The sequence below is a fragment of the Lysobacter korlensis genome (assembly GCF_042434515.1).
The window spans coordinates 51,332-76,040 of the sequence record NZ_JBHLTG010000007.1; the positions used below are offsets into that span (position 1 = coordinate 51,332).

The window sequence follows — 24,709 nt, forward strand, 5'->3', positions numbered from 1 at the left end:
CCTGTCTGGCAACGATGCCACACACGATGATCATTTCGCGAAGGGGCGGTACGGTGAGCACGAAGAATCCCCGCATCAGAACTGGGAACGGAACCCGGCAATGACGGCGCCCGTCGACACCTCCCAGGCGGAGGGGGGAGCCAGCACGCCGAACGGGAAGAAGACCAAGGTTCCCCGCGCGAAAGTCAAGTACAACAAGCGCGAGGCGGTGGCCGGCTACCTCTTCATCCTTCCCTGGATCCTCGGGTTCCTGGTCTTCACCGCCGGCGCGATGATCTACAGCCTCGTCATCTCGTTCAGCAACTACAATCTCGCAACGCAGACGATCCGCCCAGCGGGCATCAGCAACTACGAGCGGCTCTTCGATGACCCGCGTGTCTTCATTGCACTCGGCAACACGCTGTTCTACACGATCCTCGCGGTGCCCCTCGAGATCGTCTTCGCACTGGTCCTGGCCATGCTGCTCAACAAGGTCGGGCGCGGGGCCGGCATCTTCCGGACCATCTACTACCTGCCGAAGATGACGCCGGCCGTCGCGACGGCCACGCTGTTCTTCCTGTTGCTGAACGGAAACGTCGGCGCGATCAACCAGGGCCTCGGGTTCTTCGGGATCCAGGGCCCCCAGTGGCTCATCGACCCGGACTGGGTGAAGCTCTCGATCGTGCTCATGGCGATGTGGTCCGTGGCCGGCACGATGGTGATCTTCCTGGCGGCGTTGAAGAACGTCCCGGGCGAGCTGTACGAGGTCGCATCGCTCGACGGCGCCGGCGCGGTCCGGAAGTTCTTCTCCATCACCCTGCCGATGATCTCCGGCGCCATGTTCTTCAACGTCATCGTGCTGTCGATCGCGGCGTTCCAGATCTTCGATCAGGCCTACGTGCTGTTCTGGCGCGATGAGCAGAATGCGTCATCGGACGCGGCCCTGTTCTACGCCATCTACATCTTCCAGCAGGCCTTCCAGCGCTTCGACTTCGGCTTCGCGTCGGCGATGGCCTGGGTCCTGTTCCTGATCATCGGAGTCGTCACCTTCATCCAGATCAAGTTCGGCAACAAGTTCGTCTACTACGAGGGGGACCGATGACAACGACGTCGAGCTCGTCCAACATCCGCACGGTCCAGCCGGCCGCGGCGGAGGCGGCCAATCCAGACGCGTTCCTCGGGGCCCCGAAGCGTCGCAAGGAGGACAAGTACACCGGGCCGAAGAGCAAAGCCGCGAAGGTCGCCCTCTGGGTCCTCCTCATCGGGTTCTCGCTGCTGTTCATGTACCCGTTCGCGTGGCTGCTGTCGGCGAGCTTCAAGCCGCGGGGTCAGGTGTTCGACAACGCCCTCATCCCGAGGACCTTCCTCCCGTCGAACTACGTCGAGGTGTTCAACCAGCTGCCGCTGATGAACTGGCTGTTCAACAGCGTCGCGATCGCGCTGCTCGCCGCAACCGCGGTCGCCGTATCGAGCTCGATCGTCGCGTTCGGGTTCGCGTACTTCAAGTTCCCCGGGCGCGGCGTCCTCTTCGGCCTGGTGCTCGGCACCATGATGCTGCCCGGGGTCGTGCTGCTGATCCCGCTCTACCTCATCTGGCAGCAGACAGGGCTCATCGGCACCTGGGTGCCACTGTGGGGCGCGAATCTGTTCGGCTCTGCGTTCTACATCTTCCTGCAGCGGCAGTTCTTCCTCGGCTTGCCGAAGGAGCTGTTCGAAGCCGCACGCATCGACGGCGCCAGCTACTGGGGCATGTTCTGGAAGATCGCGATGCCGCTGTCGATCCCGTCGTTCATCATCGTGTTCCTGTTCGAGTTCCAGGCCAGCTGGAACAACTTCCAGGGCGCGCTGATCTACCTCAACGCGGGCGGCATCGAGGACTACACCGCCCCGCTCGGGCTCGCGCACGCCATGACGCGCTACAGCCCGACCGCAGGCGGGCAGGGCGATTACCAGTACGTGATGGTGGCCTCGGTGCTCATCACGCTCCCGATGCTGCTGCTGTTCGCATTCGGTCAGCGGTACTTCATCGAGGGCGTCGCGACCCAGGGCCGGAAGGGCTGAGCCGCACGAGCTACACGAGGGCCGGATCCGCATTCCGCGGGTCCGGTCCTCGCGCGTTCAGGACCAGTGCGCCGGACGGGCGATCGCGCTCGGGAGCCGGGTCCCGACATCGCCGCCGGCCGCGTTCGCCTGCGTGGGGGTGACGAACAGTGCGTCCGAGAGATCTGCGCCGGAGAGGTTCGCGTCCCGCAGATCGGCGCCGCGCAGGTCCGCCAGCCGAAGGTCGGCGCCGGTGAGATCCGCCCGGATCAGCAGGGCGCCGCGGAGGTCGGCGCCGCGAAGGTCGCGGCCTCGGAAATCGGCGCCGATCAGCTCCCCTCCGGGTTCCGGGCGCGGTCCGCGCCGCACCGGGGCAGGGTGGAGTCCCGCCCGGGCGAGGGCGCTCGCGTGCGACAGGAGCGGGCCGACGAGGACCCGCTGAGCGTCGACGTCGGCCTCGACGAGGCGCTCCGGTGAAGCCTCAAGCCGCCGCTCGATGGCCGCACGCGCCTCCTCGAGATCGTGCCGCAGCGCTCGGGCGGCCGGGAGGCCGAGGGCCTCGTCGAGCAGCCACAGCAGCTCGTGCAGCGACCGGACGATCGGGAACACCGCGAACATGCCGGCGCGGGTCGCGGCATCGTCGCGCCAGGAGCGTCCGCCGAACAGCTGCTGCGTCACCTTCTGGCCGGCGCCGAAACAGTCGAACGCCGTGCATCCCGGAAAACCGCGCTCGCGGAGCACCGGGTGGATGCCACAGCGGTAGTCCGGGCCGAGGTGAGTGCACGGCTCCCCCGCCGGCTTGTCGAATGCGAAGTCGGCGGACCGGGCGAACGCCAGCGCAACGCAGCACAGTCCCACGCACCGCGAGCAGTCGGCCCGGAGATCATCCCGGCGGCCGAGCCCGAGGGGGACGGGTGCTGCCATGCCCACCATTCTCCCCGCAACGCGAAGGGGCGGGATCCGCGTTCGCGGATCCCGCCCCCTGCTCAGACGAGGATCGTCCGGCGGCTCAGCCGGCGGTCACCTGGTCGTAGGCACGCTGCGCAACCTGCTGAGCGTCGGCGAGTGCCTCCTCAGGAGTCTTGTCGCCCAGCAGCGCCGCAGTGATCGCGTTGACGAGCTCCGCGGTGATCTCCTGACCGGCGGGCGACGATGCGTAGCTCTGCCCGTAGTCCACGACCTCGTAGTAGGTCTCGATCACCTGGTCGAGCTCCGAGCCGCTCTGCGCGGCCACGTACTGCTCGCGGATGGCCTGGTCTGCCTCCGTGTTGCCGGTGAACAGACCGGTGAAGATGCCGCCGTCCTGCTCGATCGTCGCCGCACGGGCCTCACCCGCGGCGAGCCACGCGTCGAGCTGATTCAGCTCCAGCGCCCAGGCGCACGCGGCGTCGGGGTTCTCGGCACCCTCGGGGATGACGAACGTCGTGCCACCGGTCACGGCGAACGGCTCGCCATCGGCGTTCCGGAACGGCACCGCCTGCAGGTCGATGTCGTCGAGGTACGGCGACAGCACGTTCGGGTACCACTGCGCGTTCACCTGGCCGCCGACCTGGTCCGCGACGTACTGGTTGTTCTCGCCGAAGAAGTCGAACGTGTCGGTGAAGCTCTTCAGCTGCGCGTAGCCGCCCTGAGCGTCGGTGATCTGCTTCAGCACCTCGATGCCGGCGACGTTGCTGGGGTCGTCCAGCGTGGGAGCGCCGTTCTCGTCGACCAGCTGTCCACCCATGCCGAGGATCCAGAGGCCGGCCTGACCGGTCGCCTGCGGGTCGAAGCCGAGTCGGGTCGGCGTGCCGCCGTCCTCCTCGTAGATCTTCTCGATGGCGCCGAGCAGCGTGTCGATGTCCGAGGTGTCGAACTCCTCAGGCGACACACCGGCCTCCTCGAGGACCTCCATGTTGAGGATGATGGCCGGCGGCTGGAAGAACTGCGGAACGCCGTAGACGGCGCCGTCGTAGGTGACGTCCTCCATGATCGCCTGGTACCAGGTCTCCTCGGGGTTGACGCCGTGCGCTTCGAAGCACTGGTCGAGCGGCATCAGCAGGCCCTGCGCGGCGTAGGTCGGCACGAAGCGCCGGTCCATCTGCACCACGTCGGGCACGTTGCCGCCGGCGAAGCTGGTGGTGAACTTCTGGCTGTCGAAGGCCGTGGCGTCGAGATCGATCTCGACATCCGCCAACTGCTCCTCGGCGTAGTCGAGCCGGGCCTGACCGACGTCGTCGGCGTTCTCAAAGCCCCAGGCGTTCAGCGTGCCGGTCGGCTCTGTGCTGAACTCGGGACCCTCCCCGCCGTTCTCGGTGCCGTTTCCTCCGCCGCCGCCGCACGCGGTCAGTGCGAGGGTGGCCGTGATCCCGGCCGCGAGGAGTACGTTCTGCCTCTTCTTCATTGGTGCTTTTTTCCTTCCATGAGGACCTGGGCGGCGTCGTCGCCTGCCACCGGGAACAAGGGGTTCCCACAAGAGTGGAATCCTTACCACATCGCAAGCTAGCCGAGCATTCCGCTCAAGGCAAGGAACGTCACCGTATCGATACGGTGTGGCGCGGAATCGTTCACCCCTCGCCTTGTGATCCTCCGGAAGCACCGCCTAGGCTCGATGTGGCATCGTTGCCACATTTCCGAGCCCCACGCATGAGGACCCTGTGCCGTCTATCCGCGAAATCCTGCTCGTTCCGCACACCCACCACGACGTCGGCTACACGAACAGCCCCCGCATCGTGGACGACGCGCACCGGCGCATCGTCGGCGAGATCCTGAACCTCGCGGAGCGCGGGCCGGCGGATGGACCGGACGCCTTCCGCTGGACGTTCGAGGTGGCGCGTCCTGTGCTCCGCTTCCTGGAGCAGGCGGACCCCGCTGACGCCGACCGGCTCCGCCGCCTCGCGGACGCGGGCCGCATCTCGGTGACGGGCGGCTACCTCAACATGACCCAGCTGCCCTCCGAAGCCGAGTTCGACGTCACCTACGACGCGGTGCAGCGGCTGCGCGACGCCGGACTCGAGGTGCGCACCGAACAGCACGGCGACGTCAACGGCACCGCCTGGGGCACCGTCGACGGGATGCTCCGCGCCGGAATCGACCGTCTCGTGATGGCACTCAACCCGGACCACGGGCGGCCGCCGTTTCCTCAGCCGACCGGATTCTGGTGGGAGGGTCAGAGCGGCGGCCGGGTCTTCGTCTGGCTGTCGACCCACTACGGCTACGGCGAGGAGTGGGGCATCGTCGACGGGGACACGGAGCTGGCAGAACGCTCGATCGCGCAGTTCCTCGAGAGGCTGGAGGCGCGCGCTGACTACCCCTACCAGACCGCGCTGGTGCACGCCGCGAACGACAACCGCTGGCCCACGGCGCTGTTCCTCGACGTCGTCCGGCACTGGAACCGTTCCCACCCCGATGTGCCGATGCGCACCGCGACGGTGGACGAGGCGCTCGACGTGCTGATCCGCCAGGCTCAGCAGGCGGAGGTGCCGATCGCGCGCGGGGAGTGGTCCGACTGGTGGTCGCACGGGCACGGCTCCACCGCGCGCGAGGTCGCGGTGTACCGGGAGGCGCGCTCGTTCGCACGGGCAGCGCAGTCCGCGTCGGCGCTGAGCCTGCTGCGCGGCGACGGCGTCCCGGCGCTCGCTCCGGTGATCGGCTACCGCCGCGGTCCGGTCGGCCTCCGTTCGCCGGAGGAGACGCTGCTCGACCTGGACCTCGTCGACGAGCAGCTGCTGCTCTTCGGCGAGCACACCTGGGGATCGTGGGAGACCTACTCGAAGCCGTTCTCCACCTTCAGCCACTCGCACTGGAACGCGAAGGCGGGCTTCGCCTACACGGCGTACGACTGGGCACGCGACCTCGCCATCGAGGGGATGTACCGGGCATTGGCCAGTGGAGCGGACACCGGCGAGGATGCCGAGTTGTCCGGGCAGTCGTCCATCGTGGTGCTGAATCCGTCCGAGCGTAAGCGCACCGAGCCGGTCTCCGTGGAGGTCGCCGGGTCGCGCCGGGCACGGACGGTCGCGACGGTCCCGGCGTTCGGCTCGGCCGTCGTGCCGGTGCCGCAGCCGCTGCCCGAGCGCACCGGCCGGGAGGTCGAGTTCGGCGGATACCGGGTCGCCGTCGACCCGGCCGCCGGCGGAATCGTGTCGCTGGTCCACCGCCCGAGCGGGCGGGAGCTGGTCGACGAGTCCGCCATCGCCGGCCTCGGCGCGGTGGTGCTCGAGCAGGTCGACCCGGCCGACCCCCACCCCATGCTGACGCGCAGCCCGAAGGACTTCCATCCCGACTTCCCCGGTCCGGACTTCTCGCACGTCGTCGCCACGGGCACCGCTGCGCCCACGATCCTGGAGTCGGACGAGACGACGCAGATCGTCTGGCGGAGCACGCCTGCGGGTCTTCCCGAGGCGGTGACGACGCTCACCCTGTACCGGGACTCCGAGCTGCTCGACCTCGAGGTCGCGCTCGCGAAGCCCGAACGATTCGGTCCGGAGAGCATCTTCGTGACGTTCCCGTTCGCTGTCCCGGACCCGGACTTCCTGCTGGAAACCGCCGGCGCCGTCTACGCCGCCGACACGGAGCAGCTGCCCGACACCTCCAAGGACTGGTACTCGATCCAGCACGCCATCGCGGTGAACGGCGACGGCACCGGGATCCTGTGGGGCACGTTCGACGCGCCGCTCGTGCAGCTCGGCGGATTCCAGACCGGCCGCTGGGCGCGCACCCTCGAGGCGCGCGGCGGCTGGGTGAACAGCTGGCTGATGAACAACCTGCACTTCACGAACTTCCAGGCGCGCCAGGAGGGCACCCGCACCTACCGGTACCGCTTCGCGCCCACGCCGGCACCCGTGCTTCGCGAGGAGGTGCGGGTGTTCGGGCGGAGTCTGCTCGAGCCGCTGCAGGCGCGCACGTACGACGGACCGGTCCGGCTCCGGGGCTCCAGCGGCCTCTCGGTCGAGCCGGCCGACCGCCTGCTGGCGGAGCTGCGCCCGGTTCGCGGCGACGCGGTGCGGCTCCGCCTGCGGAACGTCACCGCCGAACCGGTCGAGGCGACCGTGCGGTGGGATGGCGGCCCGGATGGGACGGTCGAGATCGTGGAAGGAGGTGGCGTGCGGCTGGAGGGCCACGGTGTCGCCGACGTTCTGCTCCGCCGCACCGTCTGATGTCCGTCGCCGGCGATCCACCGCTGAACTCCATCCCCCGATTCCTGCTCTGGCAGGCCGCGCGGCAGCCGCTGCCGCTGGCGGGCGGCATCTTCTTCGGCGTCGTGTGGATGCTCTGCCAGGCCGTCTGGCCGTATCTGCTCGGCCGCGCCATCGACGAGGGCATCCGGAACGGCGCCGAACAGGTGCTCGTCTGGTGCCTCGCGCTCCTCGGGATCGCCCTGGTGCAGGCCGGCGCCGGTGTGATGCGCCATCGCATGGCAGTGACCAACTGGCTGGACTCCTCGCTCGCCACCGCCCGCCTGGTCGGGCACCACTCCGCGGACACCGGCCGTGCCATCACCGCGACCACCGCCTCGGGCGAGATCGTCTCCACCGTCCAGTCCGACGCACTGCGGCTCGGCGACATGTTCGACGTCGTCGCGCGCGTCAGCGGCGGCGTGATCGCCTACCTCACCGTCAGCACGATCATGCTGTTCACGTCCGTGCAGCTCGGTCTCGCCGTGCTCATCGGCCTGCCGGTGCTCGGGCTCGTTCTGTTCTTCCTGATCCGGCCGCTGCAGAACGCGCAGACCGAATGGCGACGGGAGACCGGGTTCCTCACCACCCTCGGCGCCGACACCGTGGCGGGGCTGCGCGTGCTCCGCGGGATCGGGGGCGAAGACGAGTTCGTGGCTCGCTACGCGGCCCAGTCGCAGAACGTCCGGAAGGCCGGCGTGCGGGTGGCCGGCACCCAGTCGTGGCTGGATGGCCTGCAGGTGCTGCTGCCGGGCCTCTTCCTCGCGTTCCTCGTCTGGTTCGGCGCCCGGCTCGCGCTCGACGGGTTGATCACGCCGGGGCAGCTGGTGGCGCTGTACGGCTATGCCGCATTCCTCGTCCTGCCGCTGCGGACCGCCGTCGAGGCCGCGCAGGTGTTCACCCGAGGGATCGTCGCTGCACGCCGCGTGCTCGACGTGCTGCGCATCCGGCCGACGGCGGTCGACCCGGACCGGCCCACGCAAGCACCGCCTCGTGGCGCGGACCTGGAGGACGTCGCATCAGGCGTGGTCGTGCGACCGGGGGTGTTCACCGCGATCGTGTCGCCCAACCCGGATGCAGCCGCAGCGGTCGCGAGCCGGCTCGGCCGGTTCGACGACCGCGCCCATCGGGAGTATCCGGTGCTCTGGGGCGGAATCGACCACACGACGGTGCCGGTGAGCGAGGTGCGCCGCCGGATCGTGGTGAGCGATGCCGATCCGCACCTGTTTGCCGGCCCCTTGCTCGAGGGACTCGACGTGCTCAAAGTCCGCGAGCCGGAGCGGGTCACCACCGACACCGGGCGGATGCGCCGCGTCGACTGGGCCCTCGAAGCTGCGGGTGCGACGGAGACGGTGCAGGCGCTGCCGGAAGGTGTGCGGGAGCGGGTGGCCGAGCGGGGGCGGTCGTTCTCCGGCGGGCAGCGACAGCGGCTGAGTCTGGCCCGCGCGCTCCTCACCGACGCAGAGGTGCTGGTGCTCGTCGAACCGACCAGCGCCGTCGACGCGCACACGGAGGCGCTCATCGCGGAGCGGGTGCGCCGTGCCCGGCACGGCCGGACGACGGTCGTCGTGTCCTCGAGTCCGCTGCTGCTCGACCGGATGGACACCGTGCAGGTGCTGAAGAACGGCAAGGTGGTCGGGGAGGGAACGCACGCCGAGCTCCTCCGCCGCGACGATGGCGTCGGTGCGCTCTACCGGTCGGTCGTGGCTCGCACGATGAGCGCCGCCGAGCCCGCCGATGGCGAGGATCTGGACGGGGCGTGGACCGGATCGATCGACACGCTGTGGAGCGGCAGCATCTCGACGCCAGAGCCGTCCGACGAGGCGTCCGGTCAGGACCCGGAGATGCGAGGAGGCCGCGATGCTGCTGCCGATCGCTGACCTCGGCCACGTCCGCGCGACGGCCGGGCGGCTCATCCGCCGGCACTGGCGCGCGCTCTCCGTGGTGCTGCTGCTTCACCTCGTTGCGGCCCTGTGCGGCCTGGTGGCCCCACGCGCGGTCGGGATCCTCGTGGACGCGCTGACCCGCGGCACCGCGACCGCGACGGGGGTGAATGTCTTCCTCGCCGTGGTCGCCGGCGCCGTGCTGGCGCAAGCGGTGCTGATCCGGTTCGCGCAGCGCCAGTCCATGGTGCTCGGCGAAACGGTGTTCGCTCGGCTGCGTGAGGAGTTCATGGCCGTCGTCAGCCGCCTGCCGCTGTCGACCGTCGAACGGGCGGGCACGGGAGACCTCCTCTCCCGGACGACGCACGACATCGAGAGTGTCGCGCGCACGGTGCGCTTCGGCGTGCCGCGCGTGCTGGTCGCATCCATCACGTCGGTGCTGATCTTCGTCGCGGCGATCGCGACGCATCCGCTGCTGGGGATCGCCATGTTCGCAGGTGTGCCGCTGCTGCTGCTCAGCACCCGCTGGTACCTCCGCCGATCCGGTCCCGCCTACCAGCGGCAACTCGCCTCGTATGCCCGGCTGAGCGGCTCCGTCTCGGAGACCGTCGAGGGCGCGCGGACCATCGACGCCCTCAGCCTCGCGCCGGCTCAGCGGGAGAAGATCGACGCGGCGCTCTCCGAGCGGCTGGAGTCGGAACGCGGCACGCTGCGCTTGCGGATGGTGTGGTTCCCGTCGGCCGACTTCTCGTTCCTGCTGCCCGTCATCGTCGTGATCGCCTGGGGGGCGGTGCTGCTGGACGCCGGGAATGCCACCATCGGGCAGATCACGACGGTCGCCCTGTACGCCATGCAGCTGGTCGCCCCGGTCTCGGAGCTCATCATGTGGATGAACGAGATCCAGATCGGCACGACGGCGCTGTCGCGGATCGTCGGTGTGGAGCAGGTGCCCGCGGACCGGCAGCAGTCCGGTCGCCGCCCCGCCGACGAGCACGTCGTCGTGGACGACGTGCGCTACGCCTACCGTCCGGGTCACGACGTGCTGCACGGCATCGGCCTCGATCTCGAGATCGGCGAGCGGGTGGCGATCGTCGGCCCTTCCGGTTCGGGGAAATCCACCCTCGGCCGGCTGCTCGCGGGCATCCACGGCCCGTCGGGCGGGTCGGTGACCGTCGGTGGCGTGCCGCTGCTGGAGCTGCCTGTCGACGACCTCAGGCGGCATGTGGCCCTCGTCACCCAGGAGCATCACGTCTTCGTCGGCACCATCGCCCAGAACCTGCGGCTCGCGGCGCCGGGTGCCTCGGAGGCAGAGCTGGAGGAGGCGCTGCAGGTGGTGGGTGCCCTGGAGTGGGTGCGGGCGATGCCCCAGGGACTGGCCACCGGGGTCGGCTCCGGCGGGGTGGTGCTCACCCCGGCGCAGGCCCAGCAGGTGGCGCTCGCCCGGCTGGTGCTGCTGGATCCGCACACGCTGGTGCTCGACGAGGCGACCTCGCTGCTCGATCCCCGCGCGGCACGCGATCTGGAGAGCGCCATGTCGCGGCTGCTCGAGGGCCGGACCGTCGTGGCGATCGCGCACCGGCTGCACACGGCCCATGACGCCGACCGCGTCGCCGTGCTGCAGGGCGGGCGGATCGTCGAGCTCGGTCCCCATGACCGGCTGGTCGCAGCGGGCGGTGAGTACGCGTCACTGTGGGCGTCCTGGCACTCAGAGGAGAGCGGCCACGCGTGACCGCCGACGGCCATCTCATAGTGCATTCCCAGCGTCAACGGGTTGTCCGGATTTTCGCCCCGACTTATCGTTGCGCCATGCCGAAGAACACCCAGACGGACACCCTTGCGCGCGTGCTGGTCGTCGTGACCCCGGTTCTCAGCGCCGGTGTGCTGGCGCTGATCGGAACGGCAATCCGGTTCCTGGTGAAGAGCACTCCGAAGGCGGTGGAGCCGGAACCGACTCGCCAGCCCTGGAGGTTCGAGCCCGGCATGCCCGGCTACCGCGCCGAGATGCGGTCGGTCTCCCCCGTCGGGGCCGACAACCCGCACTCGCCGCCGACCCCGCCGTTCGGCGTGCGCCGGATCGGCTCGGCGGTGCCGAGCGTGTCGCACGGCCGCTGAAGCAGCCGCCTGATCAGGCCTCGAGAGAATCCTCGCAGGCCAGCAGCAGCACGCCCACACACCAGGCGTGCGACAGGGTGAGCAGCATCCCCTTCGGCTGGAAGCACTCGGTCTGGTAGAACCGCTCGCTGACCATGCCCCGGTAGGCGTTGAAGTCGCCGTCGAAGCGGGCGATGAACTGGCGGAAGCACGCCAGCGTCTCGTCCGCCCGCTCGGCGTAGTGCGGATCGCCGAGGGCCTCGGACAGCGAACGGAGCTCACGCGTGCAGATCAGGCCGTATGCGTGCAGGTGCTGGTTGGAGGGTGACGCCTGATCGGCGCCGCGGGTGCCGAAGTCGTACATGCCGAGGATGGTGGTCGGCGCCCAGGACACGTCGTAGCTGTAGCGGAACGTGAGCAGCCAGTCGGCGCTCCGCCTGGCGAGGTCGAGCCAGCGCTCCTCGCCGGTCGCCTCGAACAGTGCGAGGTATGACATGAGGGCGACATAGCCGTCCTCGGAGGTGGGCGCGAGATCCACATCCTCCGGCGCACCGTGGAGGAACTCGCTCTCCACGAACCGGGCGTAGTACTCTCCCGCGGCGACTGCGGCGGGCAGATACCGCTCGTCGCGGTGCCGGGACGCTGCCAGCGCCGCGACCCAGGCCAGCCCCGATGCGCCGGACCAGGAGAGCACCTCGCCCGTCTCCGCATGGTGCACGGAGCCGAGGTTGCCGTCCTGGCGCTGCCGGCCGACCACCACGTCGAGGCTCGACCGGACGGCGCGCTCCCATTGCGGCGAGTCCTCGAGCTGCAGCGCCCGCTCGAGGAACAGCGTGGCCTCCGCGAGGGTCCGGGAGTGCAGGCCCCGTTTCAGCTCCGTCCAGCTCTGCGTCCATCCCTTGCCGCGATACCAGACACCCCACAGCGTGCCGGACGGCGACAGCTCGGCGGTGAGAAAGTCCAGCACCCGCCGCGCAGCAGCGCACTCCTCATCGGACCCGATCCGGATGCCGTGCCGCAGCAGTGCGTAGGCCCACGGCGCCCCGCTCACCCAGCCGACGTGCATCGCCTGCCGATCGACGCGCTTGCCGTCCTGACCGCTCACCTCGCGGTCGAAGCCCACGGTCTCGAGCAGCACCCCGGGTTCGGGGTCGTAGTGCCACCGCAGCAGGCCGTGCGCGGCGAGGTCCGCTGCGGTCGGCACGTCCACCCACGGCCGCAGCGGAGCCGCCGCAGCCGACTCGGCGTGCAGCCGCCGCAGGACGGGCGCGTAGGAATGGCGGTCCGCTCCGAGCTCGAACAGCCGCACCTCGACCGAGACCTCCTCCCCCGGCGCGAATCGGTGGGACGCCGTCTCCGCCGTCCTGGGCTCGGCATCGCCGTAGTAGCCGACCGGTCCCTCGCGGAACGGAAAGCTGAGGTGCACGCGGGCCCTGCCGGTCAGACTGTCGTGGGCGAGGCCGATCCCGGTGAGCCCGAGACTCGTCTCCGCCGCACCGGCGAGCGCGATCCCACCCTGGCCCGGCGCACCCCAGACGAACACCGCGGGTGTCGCCGCGCGGTCGCTGCGGAACTCCCAGGCCTCGCTGATGAGCCGCTCCCAGTCGGCCGGGCGGTTCGCGCCGATCTGGAATCGCGGGAAGACGCGACTGTTCTCGATCGGCCGGTTCTCGCCGTAGAAGGCGCCTGGGATGAGCCACCACGGGTCGGCAGAGGGAATCGCGACGGCGACGCGGACGACCGCATCGACGGGCGCGGAGGAGTCGCTTCGCACGTGGATGCTCGCGAGCCGGCTGCCCGAGAGCCCGTCGGCGACGGGTTCCAGGCCGACGCGGAGAGCGAAGTCGCCGGTGCGATCGTCACCGTCCGCATCGATGACCGTGACCTCCACAGCGGGGGGGATCACGAGACCGTCGGTGCCGGCTCGTCGCCTTCCGCCGCGTCCTCCGGGCCCGTCGCCGTGACGCCGGCGCTGCGACGGGCTTCGGCACCTGGCTCAGGAGCCGGGCCGACCTGCTCCGTCGTGCCCGCCTCCGGTTCGGCACCCCCGGCCGCTTCGCCGACCGCCTCGTCGCCGAGCGGGCGCTCGATGAGGTCCACCTCGACGACCGGCTGCGCGGGATCGCGCGGCACGCGGAAGGTGCGGAGCTGATGAGGCCCGAACTCCTCCTCGAGCACACGGTCCACGACGCCGAGCTCGATGCGGGCCACCGTCCGCTCGCCGCGGCTCTCGACCGCCCGCACGATCAGGTCGGCGCCGCCGGTCGACGGCGCGTCCGCGACGTCCTCGCTGCCCTTCAGCGCGGTGACCCGCACCGCCCCGCCGCCGTCGGAGGCGAACGAGTGGACGGCTGGGAGCCTTCCGCCGTGCGACGACTCGAGCATGGCGCGGACCGGCGCCTCCAGCAGCGCCGCGCGGCGCGTCGGGTCAGCCTCGCGGAGGTCACCGGCGTGCGGGACCAGCTCGTAGCTGAACTTCTGTGCGCCCTGGTCCTGGAAGGCGTAGACGTCGCCCTCGGTGAGCAGCCGCGGGTCGTGCCATGAGTAGACGGGGCTCCGCACTGCGGTGATGCCGATGCTCGGCCCGCCCTCGGAGGGCGAGACGTCGTAGGCGTGCTTGTTCGTGGTGATCACGGTGAGCCCGGCGGGCTGCCCGTCGATCGTGCCAGTGAGGTCGATCCACGACTGGCCCGGCTCCTCGGCCCCGTCGACGGGCCGCTCGATCGATCCGAAGGGGATCTCGTACGTGCCGGTGGGATCGGTGAGCGACGTCGGGAAGCGCAGCTTCAGGAGATGGGCCTGCTCACGCCAGTCGAGCGTGACGTTGACCCGCAGCACCGTGGAGTCGGCGTCGAGCACCAGCTCCTCCGCGAGGGTCGACGCACCCCACTTCCGCTCGATGCGCACCCGGGAGCGCAGCGGACCCGTCTCCCGGACCTTGATCCGCACCAGCTCCATCGCCTCGCCCGGCCAGGCATACGAGATCACGCGGTGCCCCCACGTGTCGGTGGGGTCCTCGCACACCTGCGTGTGGGTCGAGCCGTCGGCGCCGGCCAGCACATCGAGGCCGGTGGCCTTGTCGAGGTAGGACGAGATCCAGCCGGTCGCCGGATCCAGCTCGATCCGCACGTGGTCGTTCTCGATCACGGTCTCGCTCACGGAGAGCGCACCGAGGCGCTCATCGGTCGCGACGACGGGAGCGGGGCCCGGCCGGAGGCGGTAGAGGCGGAACCCGAATGCGGGAAGCTCGGCGCGGAACACCAGGGCGCCGCGGCTCGTCTGGTTGGTGGTCGCCTGCGACTGGGTCGACTGGTGCACGACGTTGTTCCCGTCGGCGTCGACGACGTGCACGCCCACCGCCGTCGAGCCGTAGTGGATCTCGACGTCGGTGGTCACCGGCCACGGATGCTGGTTGAAGACCAGCACGGGCTGCGTGCCGTCCTCGAACGGCACATCGACCTGGCGCGCGATCACGTTGTGGGCGCGTACGATCAGCCGTTTCGCGATCGACACCGCCTCGCCGAGCTGGTCGCGGGCGTCGTCGTACGCCGTCTCGATCGCGGAGCCGGGCAGGACGTCGTGGAACTGGTTGAAGAGGATCTGCTTCCAGGCCGTCTCCAGCTCCTGGCGAGGGTACGCCACGTCGTCGCGCACGGCGATCACCGCCGCCCATCGCTCGGCGGAGAGCACCGCGTTCTGCGCCCGCCGCTGCCACGCCTTGATGCCGGAGTGCGCCGAGTAGCAGCCGGGCGCGTGGTGCTGCAGGTCGTCGCGCCGCACGTCGAGCCCGTCCAGGAACTCCTGGCCGCGGGCCAGCACCTCGTCGAAGTACTCCCGGGGTGAGGACATCTTCATCCTTCCGAACGAGCCCATCCGGTCGTACCGGTAGATCGACTCGATGTTCGCCTTGGTGGGACCGCCGCCGTGGTTGCCGACGCCGTAGAAGACCATGGCGTCGCCGAGTCTCGGGTCGAGCGTCTGCAGCGACTTCTCGGTCTGACCGTCCACGGATCCGGGCGGACTGCCGTATTCGAACGGGATGCGGTAGGCGAGCACGCGGGAGCCGTCCGGCGCCTCCCACCAGAACAGCGTCTGCCGGAAGTCGCTCTCGTGCCCTCCCGGGCGCAGGAACATGTACGAGTCCATTCCCTGCCCGCGGAGGATCTGCGGCAGCATCGCGTTGTGCCCGAACGGGTCGACGTTCATCCCGACGGTCGCGGGCGCCCCGAACCGGGAGAGCAGGTAACGCTGGCCATACAGGCCCTGCCGCACGAAGCTCTCACCCATCGGCATGTTGCAGTCTGGCTCCACCCACCAGCCGCCGGCGTTGACCCAGCGGCCGTCGGCCACCCGCTCCCGGATCCGTTCGAAGAGCTCGGGGTCCGACTCCTCCACCCAGCTCAGCAGCACGATCTGGTCGCAGGTGAAGACGAAGTCGGGGTACTCCTCCATCCGCTGGATCGCTGACCAGAACGTCGCCCGCGCCTCCTGGTAGCCCTCCTGCCACGGCCACAGCCACACCGGGTCGAGGTGCGCGTTGCCGATCATGTGCAGGGTGCGGTCCGGGGTCGCGACGGGGCGGTTCTCGCGCGACAGGCCCTTCGGCTGGGCTCCCGCGGGCGCGTTCGAGATCGGTGCGGGGCTCATCCCTGGCCGCCCTGGGCGGCGTGCGGCTCGCGGCTGTCCGTCGCGGCGGCGGGGGCCTGCTCCGCGCGGCTGTGGGTGCCGGCGGCGGGCGTCGCCGCCTCGGTCTCCGTCTCCGCGGCCCAGGCGTCGACCACCTCGGAGATCGCGTGCAGCATCAGCGTGTGCATCTCCTGGATGCGCGGGGTGTGCTTCGAGGGCGAGAGCAGCACGCGGTCGGCGTGCTCCTTCGCAGCACCGCCGTCCCCGCCGCCGAACAGCACCGTGGTCGCACCGCGTCCGCGTGCGGCCTTGAGCGCTGCGACGACGTTCCTGGATCCGCCGCTCGTGCTGAAGCCGCACACGACGTCCTGTGGGCGGGCGAGCGCCTCCAGCTGACGGGCGAACACGTCGTCGTAGTCGTAGTCGTTGGCGATGCAGGTCATCACGGTCGGGTCGGTGCTGATCGTCACCGCAGGAAGTGCCCGGCGGTCGCGCTTGTAGTGGCCGATGAGCTCGCCAGTGAAGTGCTGGGCGTCTGCGGCGCTGCCGCCGTTGCCGAAGGTGTAGACCACGCCGCCGGCGGCGTACGCCTGACAGACGAGCTCCGCGACGGAGCGGACCTCGGGCAGGAGCGCCTCCATCGCCTGGGCTGTCGCGACGTGCTCCGACCAGTCCTCCCGGACCGTTCCCAGTGCTGCGGGGTCCGCCACGTCGACGGGCTCAGCCGCGTTGCCGATATCAGCCAATGTTCATACTCCTTCGTGGATCTTCTTGTTGAGCGCGTCGAGGGCGACGGCCGCCGCCCCGACCACGCCGACTTCGTCGCCGAGCGCCGAGAGTTCGACGCGCGCCGCCGCAGCGGCGGGGGCCATGGCGTCGCGGCGCACCGCCTCGCGGACGGGGTCGAGCAGAGCGCTGCCGGATCGGGTGACCCCGCCGCCGAGCACGACCAGGTCGGGCTCGAGCACGTTCACCAGGTCGGTGAGCGCGCTGGCCAGCAGCTCCGTGGTCTCGTCCCACAGCTCGCGCGCCAGCGCATCCCCGGCGGCGGCGGCGGCCACGACATGCTCCGCCCGGATCTCCGGCAGCTTTGCGAGGGAGGACCCCGCGCCGCGGTCGGCGACGGCCTCCCGGGCGCGCGCCGCGATCGAACTGCCGGATGCGTACACCTCGAGGCATCCGCGCCGGCCACACAGGCACTCCCGGCCACCGGAGCGGACGAGCACATGACCGAACTCGCCGCCGTTGCCGGCGGCGCCGCGGTGGAGCTGCCCGTTCAGGATCGCGCCGCCACCGATCCCCGTCGACACGGTGAGATAGACCATCGAGCTCACCCCTCGGCCGGCTCCGAACTGGAACTCCCCGAAGGCGGCCGCCGTGGCGTCGTTCTCGAGAAATGCGGGCACGCCGAAGCGGGCGGCCGCAAGGTCGGTGATCGGGATGTCGATCCAGCCCGGAAGGTGCAGCGGGGCGCTCAGCACCCCCGCGGTCGCGTCGAGCGGTCCCCCACAGGCGACACCGACCGCGGATACGGAGCCGAGCCCGCTGGCCTCGATCGAGCGCTCTCCCAGGACGAACAGCCGCTCGATCACCGCGTCAGGTCCCTCGTCGCGCCGGGTGGGCTCCACCAGCACGCCGTGGGTCCTTCCGTCCTCCGTGACGACCCCGACGGCGAGCTTCGTGCCGCCGATGTCGAGACCGAGCACGGCGGGGCCTGTAACGGTCAAGAGTGTCCCTTCGCGGGATTCGCGGCCGGCCGTCGGACGGCCGATGTGGAAACGTTCCCAGCGCTAAATCCTAGGAGGTGGCTCGGGGTCGGTCAACAACACCGCGCCGCCTGGGAGCAGGTCACCTGCCCGGGTGAGCGGCGGCCCGTCCGGGCGGCTGCTCAGTCCCCGTTCGAGTGGAGCACGTTGACGAGCGCCTCGGCGTGCTGGCCCAGGAGCAGTCCGCCGATGGTGAGGTCGACCGTCACGCGGTATCGCTTGCTCCCGCCGCCGGACGGCACGACGTCGAACGTCACCTCCCGCTCCTCCCCCGGCTCCAGCCAGACGCGGATCGCCGCCGTGCTGGTGCGCCAGCCGTCCGGCAGCACCGGGCGGAGCATCGCCTCCGCCGGATGCCGGTGCGGGTTCTTCACCGTCCCGGTGAGCGTCAGCGTGGCACCGTCCCGCACCCGGGAGCGGTAGGGGGTGAGCCTCAGCAGCACCCCGTCCGAGCCGAGGTCGAGCTCGTCCAGCGGCAGCAGCGCCTCGTGCATCTCGTCGAGGTCGTGCCCGGCGAAGAGCAGGTAGTCGAGGTACTGCGCGTCCACCTCGCGCGGCTCCCAGTGCCCGCTCAGCAGCAGGCCTGGGGCGATCTTCCGGTAGAGCCGCGCGCTCTTCACGTAGTCGCCCAGGCGGAACCGGTTGCGGTACTGGTAGTTCAAGATCTCGTGCCGCTCGCCGGGAAGACCGAGGTTCTCCTGCTGGTCGCCGGTGAACACCACGGTCACCCCGTCCACGGTGAGCTCGTAGGCCACCGCGAACAGGGTGTGGCCCGGCTGCTCGTGCACTGTGATGGTGTGCTCGTTCCAGGTGAACGACTCCCCGACCGGCAGCACCCGGTCGGAGGGGATCGGCTCGTACCACTGGCACGGCAGATCGTGCATCCACGGGTCGGCGAGCACCGGCGCCACGTTCGACGGGGACCAGATCTCGGTGCCCTCCACCTCGCGCAGCAGCGGCATCCCGGCGATGTGGTCGTCGTGGTAGTGGGTGGGCAGCGCCGCGGTGATCTTCGTGACGCCGTACAGCTCCTTCAGCGCGGGAAGCGATGCCAGCCATGGTCGGCGGGCGTGCCGCTCGGTCCCGGGCGGGAGTCCGGTCGTCACGTCGTAGCCGTAGTCGATGAACAAGGCCTCGCCGGTGTCCGACAGCAGGACGTATCCGGTCGCGAGGCTCGTGCGGTTCAGCAGCAGGTGCTCGGTCAGCGGCACGTACGGGTTCCGCAGCCGGTCCGCCAGGTCCCACGGGTACCAGCGGCGGGAGTCGACGTGGTACTGCATCCGTTCGCCGAGCAGCCCGAGTGCCGCGGCGGCGTCGCGCATCGGCCGGCCGTGTGACGGCAGCAGCACATCCGGGTTCTCGTCTGCGAGCAGATAGCAGCTGAGCACCACCATCGCGGGACCCTCGTGCGCTGTGTACGACCACTGCGTGGCGGCCAGCGACCACACTTTGCCAGGCGCGTAGATCAGATCGCCGCTGAAGGCCAGGCGCTTGCCGTCGCGGTCCAGCAGGTAGGTGACCGAGCCGATCGTGTGGCCGGGCGTCGGAACCGGCCGGACGCGCACGCCGCCGTACTCCGCAATCCGGTACTCCGGCACGGTGGAGGCCACCGGCACCGGCTCCAGGATCGAGAACCGGTCCTGGCGCACGTTGTAGTCGTTGTCGAGCTGCCGGCCGAGCCACAGCTCGTCGACCCGGTTGAACAGGTCCACCTCGACCGGCGGCACATGGATGCGGGCGCCGTGCTCGACGGCGAGCGGCAGGCCCTGCCCCTGATCGCGGTGATGGTGCGTCATGAGCACGTCGGTGATCCGGTCGATCCCCAGCCGGGAGAGGTGGCCGAGCACGGCGCCTGCGCCGAAGTCGATCGTGATGGCGGTGCGCGTCCCGGCGACCTCGTCGTCCGTGACGATGAGGTACACGTTGCAGGTGTCGCGGACCAGGTACACGCCGCGCGCGACCTCCTCGATGGGCGCCTGGCCGGCGGATCGCGCCTCGACCGGAACCGGTCCGAGCTCGTCCTCCGGGCGCGTCACCGCCCGGGGGGGAGGATCTCCGGGACTCATGCGAGAGACTCCCGGTACTCGCGCCAGGTGGCGGCGACCCGCTCCAGGTCTTCCGGGTGCACGTGCTCACCCGAGCGGTCGATGGACTCCAGGTAGTACAGCGCGGGGACGCCCATCGAGGCCTGCGCCTCCACGTAGCGCAGCCACTCGGCGCGGTTCGGCATCGGCCATTGGTCGGTGTCGATGGGATGATCGGGCAGGATGCGCCGTGCGATCTCATACCGGAAGGTCAACTGGTCGACGACCGGCACGCGGGCGCCGGTGACGTCGCGCTTCGACACGTCGTTCAGCCGCAGCATGTCGAGCACGTCGGCGAACGACGGATGCACCGTGTGGCACACCACGAGCGCATCCGGCTTGACTTGCTTGGCGGCCGCCTCGATCGTGCGCAGCAGCGTGTGGAGCGCGGTCATCCCCCACATGCCCGGCTGCGCCGACTTCAGTGTGCGCCCGCTGGGGCCGCGCTGGGTGAAGTCGATCTTGAAGCCGTCGGCGTCCAGCCCGTCGGCGGAGAGCAGGTGTGTGACGATGGACCGCAGCCGCTCCAGGTACGCCGGGACACCGGGGTCGACGGTGATCGGCCGGCCGGCGGCGTTCACGACGCACTCCTCGGCGGGGATGCCCTCCGGGTCCCACGCCTTCCACCACAGCAGCACCTTGCGGCCCTCGGCGTGGCGCGCGTCGATCCAGCCGCGGAGGTCGGGCCACTGCTCCAGGTTCACGGTGCCGGAGCCGTACTCCGCCTGCCAGCGGTCGTCGATCACGATCGTGCCGGGTTCCAGCCCGTGCTCGTCGAGCCGGGCGAGGAACTCGTCGTAGACGTCGGCACGCGCGAAGCTCGGCGCGGCACGCACGACGAGAGGCTCCTCGTCCGGGGTCTCCGGAGCGGTGTCCGCGGTCGGGTCGGTGGGACCCGAGTGGAGCACGTGCACGGCGCGGGCGCACTGCGCTCCCCAGCCGCAGAAGATCGGCTCGAGCCACCAGCGGTGCACCTCGGGCCCTCCGCCCGGGGCGAAGCCGCTCGCCACCAGATCGGCCCGGTAGTCCTCGAGCACGCCCCAGCCGGACTCGGCCGGCCGCAGCACCAGCGTCGGGGAGCGCCACTCGCCGTCGACCTCGGTGTGCCCCTCGTAGTCCAGCTGGATCAGGTAGCCGTTCTCGAGCGCGGAGTACCGCATCGCGGTGAAGGAGAGCTCCTCGACGGGCGCGCGGAGCCACAGCGCCAGCCAGTCGCCGCCGGGCACCTCCGTCGGCCCGGCCGGCGCCTCGCGGCCGAAGCCGTATGCGAGCGGCGGCGGCGAGAAGATGGCGTTCAGCCGGCCGGGATCCGAGTCGCCGACCACGCCGAGCACCGCGCTGCCGGTCGCCGGGCGCACCAGCTGCACCGGCTCGCCGGCCGCGGGAACCAGCACGCTCGAGAACCGGATCTTCGACCGGAAGGTGCCGCACGCGCCGCTCGACATGCTCGCCTGGCCGCCGAACAGCGTCACGTCGGTGATGGCGCCGGTGCCCTGCACCGTCACGTCCACCTCCACGCCCTCGGGGGTGCACACCATCCGGGTCTCATGCCGCGTCCACGCCGTGCTGTGGAGCGCGACGGTCAGCACGACGGTGCGATCGTCCGTCCGCTCGGCGCTGAGGCCGTCGACCTTCCAGGTCTCGTCGGGCGACTGCGTGGTGTGCACGCTCGACAGCAGGTTGATGTCCGTCCACTTGCCGCCCTGCGAGTCGCGCAGCCGTGCGTACGGGGAGCGCTCGAACTGGGCGGGGTTGTCGCGCAGCTCGAGGCGGTACCGGTCGGTGCCGACGGTGAGGATGCCGCCGCTCCGGTCGAGATCGACCGTTGCGGTCGGCTGGGTGGTCTGCAGGGTCACAGCTGCTCCGGGTCTGGGGTTGCGCGGATGGTGGCGGCCAGGGCGGCGACGCCGCCCGGCGGAGAGGTGAGGACCGGGACGTCGAGGTCCGTTCCGGCGAGCGCGGCGGCCATCGACGCCTGCGCGAGCACGACGACATCGGCCCGCGCCGCCGCGGCGACGGCGGCCTCGCGCACCAGCCGGTCGTGGCGGGCCTGGTCGCCGGACTCCCGCGCCTCGATGGCGCCCGGAACGACCGTGGCGTCCACATCGGTGCCATCGGCCGCGGCGCGCTCGATCAGCCGGCCGGTCGGTCCGAGCGTCGCCTCCAGCGTCGCGAGGACCGCGATGCGGCCTCCGCGACCGGCGTCCCGTCCGGCGTCGCCCGCGATCCGGGCGGCCTCCCGCGCCATCGGCTCGTCGACGCGCAGCACCGGCACACCCGCGGACGCGGCGGCGGCCTCGACGGCCTCCCCGATCGACGAGCAGGTGACCAGCACGGCTTCGGCGCCGCCGTCGACGAGGGAGCGGATGTGCGCGTCCACCCGGTCGGAGACGTCCTGCGTCACGCCGATGCGCCGCGCGTCGGCGAGCAGGGACGCGTCAGCCAGGTGCACCTGGGTGGCGCCCGGCAGGAACTCCTGGATCATCGTCTCGAAGGTCCCGGCGAGCGCGGGCACCGTGTGCAGCACGCCGACCTTCGGCGCGCGGTTCGGGGTTCCGGGATCGGGCATCACGCCTCCCGCCACGGGCGCGCCTCGCGGTCGACGATCTCGGCGAGACGCTCCAGCCTCGGCACCGACACCTCGCGGAGCCGGGCCGGCACGTCGGCGGCGCCGACGACGTCGCTCCAGAGGGCACGGCCGGCGAGGAATCCGCTCGCGCCGCCCCGGCAGGCCGCCTCGACCGCGGCCGGGAACGCGTCGCGGTCGACGCCCTGCGACAGCACCACCCACGGGGTGGCGATGGATCGGCCGAGCTCCTCGCTCGCCGCCTGCTGCTCCTCGGGCGTGCCGCGGCCGGAGAGCGGCACCTGTGACTTGTAGAGGCTCGGCTGCAGCACGGACAGCTCGCGTGCCGCCTCACGAATAGCCTCGTCGGCATCCCAGGTGCCGTCGTCGAGCTCGCCCGGCGTCGCCCGGACCACCGGCTCCAGCACGGACAGGAGGCCGAGCCGGTTCGAGGCGTCGATGAACCGCTGCGCCAGCTCCACGCGCCATTCGCGCCGCTCGTCGCGCCGCCAGATGATGAGCAGCTTCAGGGCGACCACGCCGCTCAGGTCGAAGTCGGGCGCGAGCACCACCTCGTCGAGGTCCGTCTCCTCGACCGGGCCGCCGTCGTCCTGGGTCAGCGCGTCGGCGGCGAGGATGAGCCCAGAGCTGCCGGGGAGCAGTCCCTGACTGCGCACCCGGTCGAACCCGAAGTGCCGATCGATGAGGAACCCCGAGGAGAGAGGACCGAGCGCCGCCGCCACATCGAGCTTGAACCGGATGAGCACCTCATCCTCGGGTCGTCCGGCGCCGGCGGCGTCGAACATCGCGCGGAGGCTCTCCCGCTGGTCCATGGCCACCATGGCGAGTGCGCCAGAGGGCCTCGCGATCGCGTCGAGTGTGTGCGGCATCCGGTTCCTTGCTCTCTCTGTTTCTCGATCCGCCGGTCAGGCGGGGGTCAGGGGTCGTTCGGTGGCGGCGGCGAGGAAGACGGCGTAGACGCCCTCGTGCAGGCCGGCGTCGGCGGGCTCCGCGGACCGCGTCGTCGGGAGGACTGCGTGCGCGTCGGCGGCGCCGGCACGGACGGCGGCGAGCAGCGCGGCCGCAGCGGCGACCGGCTCGGCCGAGGTCACCGGCTCGAGCGGCTCGCCCAGCACGTCGGTCCGCAGCCGCATCCATGCCGCGTTGCCGCTCGCAGCCGATCCGATCATCCGGAGTGCGCCCACGGGGTGCTCGCCGGTGATCCGCTCCTGCTCGTCGCGCATCCAGCGCAGCTGCAGCGAGAGGCCGAGCAGCACGGCGCTTCCGAGCTCGCCGGCCTCCAGGGTGTGCGGGTCGACGGCGCCGCCCTCGGCGTCCACGAACCGCAGCCTGGCACCGGGGTCGGGCGCCGGGCACTGCCTGCCGAGCGGATACGGCAGGACCATCGCCCGCGGCGTCGCCGGGATGGCACCGAAGACGTCGTCCGGGTCGAGCGACGCGCCGCCGAGCTCACCGCGCAGGAGCGCCGCGATCATCGACCCCCCGGCGGGAGAGCCGGCGAGCACCGTCTCGAAGTCGCCGGACACCGTGCGCGTGAGGCTCATGCCTGCGGCGAGCACGGCGCGCCGGTCGAGCGGCACGCCCGCCACCCGCAGCAGCGCTTCGCTGGTGCCCACCGAATCCACCCGCCGGCCGGGCTCGCGCACCCCGGCTCCCCACGCGCCGACCGCGTGGTCGTGACCCGCGACGAACACCGGCGTTCCCGCCGCGAGTCCGGTCAGGCCGGCCGCTTCGGCGGTCACGGTCCCGGCGGGCGTCCCCGGCACCGCGACCGCGGGAAGGTGATCGGGACGCAGCCCGACCTCGGCGAGGAGCCCGGCATCGAACGCCTCGGCGAGCGGCTCCCCTGCGGGCGGCAGCCGGTAGGCCAGCGTGCGTCCGGCCAGCGTGTGGTCGGTGATCAGGCGTCCGGTGAGCATCCGGGTCACCAGATCGCCGGCGCCCGCCCAGGCGGCGAGTCGCGACCAGCGCTCCGGTTCCGACTCGCGCAGTGCCTCGAACACCAGCAGCGGTGCCTTCTTCAGAGGCGGCACGCCGGTCGCCTCATAGAGCGCCTCGCGGCCGAGCCGCTCCACCAGCGGGGAGCGCCCCGGATCGCCGTGGCGGTTCCAGCGCACGAATGAGCCGACCGGGCTCCCAGCCGCATCCAGGGGCACACCGGTCTCGGCCATGGAGGCGATTCCCACCGCGACCGGACGGGCGGCATGCGCTTCCAGCAGGCGCCGGATCGTCGCCGCAGCCCCGCGGATCAGCGCGCCCGGATCGTCAGGCGTGGGAAAGGCGTCGTGAGCGACCTCGGTGCAGCCGTGCCGGCCGATCGAGAGCAGCACGACCTTGGTGTTGGTGCTGCCGACGTCGATGCCGAGCGCTCGTGTCGGCTGGAGCGGACGCGCGGTCTCCTGCGCCGACGCTGGCCGCTCGCTCATGCCTCAATTCTGTCTTCTTCTGCACAAACGCTTCAACCTTTGTCCGACTATTGACACTTTTTCGTGACCCT

At 70.9% G+C, this 24,709-nt stretch carries 17 protein-coding genes; 6 read left to right on the forward strand and 11 right to left on the reverse strand.

Going from position 1 to position 24,709, the window contains the following annotated elements:
• Positions 1-100 precede the first annotated feature (100 nt).
• Positions 101-1,081: a carbohydrate ABC transporter permease gene (locus ACFFGH_RS25050; RefSeq protein WP_386673436.1), complete on the forward strand. Its 981-nt coding sequence runs from the start codon at positions 101-103 to the stop codon at positions 1,079-1,081.
• A complete protein-coding gene (locus tag ACFFGH_RS25055) occupies positions 1,078-2,040 on the forward strand; it encodes a carbohydrate ABC transporter permease (protein ID WP_386673438.1) in 963 nt (320 codons plus the stop codon). The genes ACFFGH_RS25050 and ACFFGH_RS25055 overlap by 4 nt, the downstream gene beginning before the upstream one ends.
• Before the next feature lie 57 nt (positions 2,041-2,097).
• Here the strand turns inward: ACFFGH_RS25055 and ACFFGH_RS25060 are convergent, their stop codons facing one another.
• Both ACFFGH_RS25060 and ACFFGH_RS25065 read right to left on the reverse strand, forming a co-directional pair.
• Positions 2,098-2,943, reverse strand: coding sequence for a pentapeptide repeat-containing protein (locus ACFFGH_RS25060; protein ID WP_386673439.1), 846 nt, complete (start codon positions 2,941-2,943; stop codon positions 2,098-2,100).
• An 85-nt stretch (positions 2,944-3,028) separates the two neighbouring features.
• A complete protein-coding gene (locus tag ACFFGH_RS25065; RefSeq protein WP_386673441.1) occupies positions 3,029-4,402 on the reverse strand; it encodes an ABC transporter substrate-binding protein in 1,374 nt (457 codons plus the stop codon).
• Between the two features lie 253 nt (positions 4,403-4,655).
• On the opposite strand from ACFFGH_RS25065, the gene ACFFGH_RS25070 reads away from it, so the two are divergent.
• From ACFFGH_RS25070 to ACFFGH_RS25085, 4 genes are all read left to right on the forward strand, one after another.
• Positions 4,656-7,157 (forward strand): glycoside hydrolase family 38 N-terminal domain-containing protein, encoded by a 2,502-nt coding sequence (locus ACFFGH_RS25070; protein WP_386673443.1) that lies wholly within the window; start codon positions 4,656-4,658, stop codon positions 7,155-7,157.
• The gene (locus ACFFGH_RS25075; RefSeq protein ID WP_386673445.1) at positions 7,157-9,055 is read left to right on the forward strand and encodes an ABC transporter ATP-binding protein; all 1,899 of its coding nucleotides are present in this window, start codon (positions 7,157-7,159) and stop codon (positions 9,053-9,055) included. Before ACFFGH_RS25070 ends, ACFFGH_RS25075 begins: the two co-directional genes overlap by 1 nt.
• Positions 9,036-10,787, forward strand: a complete 1,752-nt coding sequence (locus tag ACFFGH_RS25080; RefSeq protein WP_386673447.1) for an ABC transporter ATP-binding protein — start codon at positions 9,036-9,038, stop codon at positions 10,785-10,787. The genes ACFFGH_RS25075 and ACFFGH_RS25080 overlap by 20 nt, the downstream gene beginning before the upstream one ends.
• Before the next feature lie 77 nt (positions 10,788-10,864).
• Complete coding sequence (locus ACFFGH_RS25085) at positions 10,865-11,170, forward strand: hypothetical protein (RefSeq protein ID WP_386673449.1); 306 nt, start codon at positions 10,865-10,867, stop codon at positions 11,168-11,170.
• Positions 11,171-11,183: 13 nt separating this feature from the next.
• On the opposite strand, the gene ACFFGH_RS25090 is transcribed toward ACFFGH_RS25085, so the two are convergent.
• From ACFFGH_RS25090 to ACFFGH_RS25130, 9 genes are all read right to left on the reverse strand, one after another.
• A complete protein-coding gene (locus ACFFGH_RS25090) occupies positions 11,184-13,055 on the reverse strand; it encodes a YyaL domain-containing protein (RefSeq protein ID WP_386673451.1) in 1,872 nt (623 codons plus the stop codon).
• Positions 13,052-15,796, reverse strand: a complete 2,745-nt coding sequence (locus ACFFGH_RS25095; RefSeq protein WP_386673453.1) for an alpha-mannosidase — start codon at positions 15,794-15,796, stop codon at positions 13,052-13,054. The genes ACFFGH_RS25090 and ACFFGH_RS25095 overlap by 4 nt, the downstream gene beginning before the upstream one ends.
• Positions 15,793-16,521, reverse strand: coding sequence for a D-sedoheptulose-7-phosphate isomerase (locus ACFFGH_RS25100; RefSeq protein ID WP_386673454.1), 729 nt, complete (start codon positions 16,519-16,521; stop codon positions 15,793-15,795). The genes ACFFGH_RS25095 and ACFFGH_RS25100 overlap by 4 nt, the downstream gene beginning before the upstream one ends.
• Positions 16,522-16,524: 3 nt before the next feature.
• Positions 16,525-17,502: an ROK family protein gene (locus ACFFGH_RS25105; RefSeq protein ID WP_386673456.1), complete on the reverse strand. Its 978-nt coding sequence runs from the start codon at positions 17,500-17,502 to the stop codon at positions 16,525-16,527.
• A 161-nt stretch (positions 17,503-17,663) separates the two neighbouring features.
• The gene (locus ACFFGH_RS25110; RefSeq protein ID WP_386673458.1) at positions 17,664-19,607 is read right to left on the reverse strand and encodes an MBL fold metallo-hydrolase; all 1,944 of its coding nucleotides are present in this window, start codon (positions 19,605-19,607) and stop codon (positions 17,664-17,666) included.
• Entirely contained in the window at positions 19,604-21,481 is a 1,878-nt protein-coding gene (locus ACFFGH_RS25115; RefSeq protein WP_386673460.1) for an alpha-amylase family protein, read from the reverse strand. Before ACFFGH_RS25115 ends, ACFFGH_RS25110 begins: the two co-directional genes overlap by 4 nt.
• The gene (locus tag ACFFGH_RS25120; protein WP_386673462.1) at positions 21,478-22,194 is read right to left on the reverse strand and encodes an aspartate/glutamate racemase family protein; all 717 of its coding nucleotides are present in this window, start codon (positions 22,192-22,194) and stop codon (positions 21,478-21,480) included. The genes ACFFGH_RS25115 and ACFFGH_RS25120 overlap by 4 nt, the downstream gene beginning before the upstream one ends.
• On the reverse strand, positions 22,194-23,081 hold the full coding sequence (locus ACFFGH_RS25125) for a hypothetical protein (protein WP_386673464.1): 888 nt from the start codon (positions 23,079-23,081) through the stop codon (positions 22,194-22,196). Before ACFFGH_RS25125 ends, ACFFGH_RS25120 begins: the two co-directional genes overlap by 1 nt.
• A gap of 36 nt (positions 23,082-23,117) precedes the next feature.
• Positions 23,118-24,638, reverse strand: coding sequence for an FGGY-family carbohydrate kinase (locus tag ACFFGH_RS25130; RefSeq protein WP_386673466.1), 1,521 nt, complete (start codon positions 24,636-24,638; stop codon positions 23,118-23,120).
• Positions 24,639-24,709 lie beyond the last annotated feature (71 nt).

What these genes read in the sequence shown, in the direction of transcription:
- ACFFGH_RS25050 (WP_386673436.1), top strand. Translation starts at nt 101, where the DNA reads ATGACGGCGCCCGTCGACACCTCCCAGGCGGAGGGGGGAGCCAGCACG.
- ACFFGH_RS25055 (WP_386673438.1), top strand. Translation starts at nt 1,078, where the DNA reads ATGACAACGACGTCGAGCTCGTCCAACATCCGCACGGTCCAGCCGGCC.
- ACFFGH_RS25060 (WP_386673439.1), bottom strand. Translation starts at nt 2,943, where the DNA reads ATGGCAGCACCCGTCCCCCTCGGGCTCGGCCGCCGGGATGATCTCCGG.
- ACFFGH_RS25065 (WP_386673441.1), bottom strand. Translation starts at nt 4,402, where the DNA reads ATGAAGAAGAGGCAGAACGTACTCCTCGCGGCCGGGATCACGGCCACC.
- ACFFGH_RS25075 (WP_386673445.1), top strand. Translation starts at nt 7,157, where the DNA reads ATGTCCGTCGCCGGCGATCCACCGCTGAACTCCATCCCCCGATTCCTG.
- ACFFGH_RS25080 (WP_386673447.1), top strand. Translation starts at nt 9,036, where the DNA reads ATGCTGCTGCCGATCGCTGACCTCGGCCACGTCCGCGCGACGGCCGGG.
- ACFFGH_RS25085 (WP_386673449.1), top strand. Translation starts at nt 10,865, where the DNA reads ATGCCGAAGAACACCCAGACGGACACCCTTGCGCGCGTGCTGGTCGTC.
- ACFFGH_RS25095 (WP_386673453.1), bottom strand. Translation starts at nt 15,796, where the DNA reads ATGAGCCCCGCACCGATCTCGAACGCGCCCGCGGGAGCCCAGCCGAAG.
- ACFFGH_RS25110 (WP_386673458.1), bottom strand. Translation starts at nt 19,607, where the DNA reads ATGAGTCCCGGAGATCCTCCCCCCCGGGCGGTGACGCGCCCGGAGGAC.
- ACFFGH_RS25120 (WP_386673462.1), bottom strand. Translation starts at nt 22,194, where the DNA reads ATGCCCGATCCCGGAACCCCGAACCGCGCGCCGAAGGTCGGCGTGCTG.
- ACFFGH_RS25125 (WP_386673464.1), bottom strand. Translation starts at nt 23,081, where the DNA reads ATGCCGCACACACTCGACGCGATCGCGAGGCCCTCTGGCGCACTCGCC.
- ACFFGH_RS25130 (WP_386673466.1), bottom strand. Translation starts at nt 24,638, where the DNA reads ATGAGCGAGCGGCCAGCGTCGGCGCAGGAGACCGCGCGTCCGCTCCAG.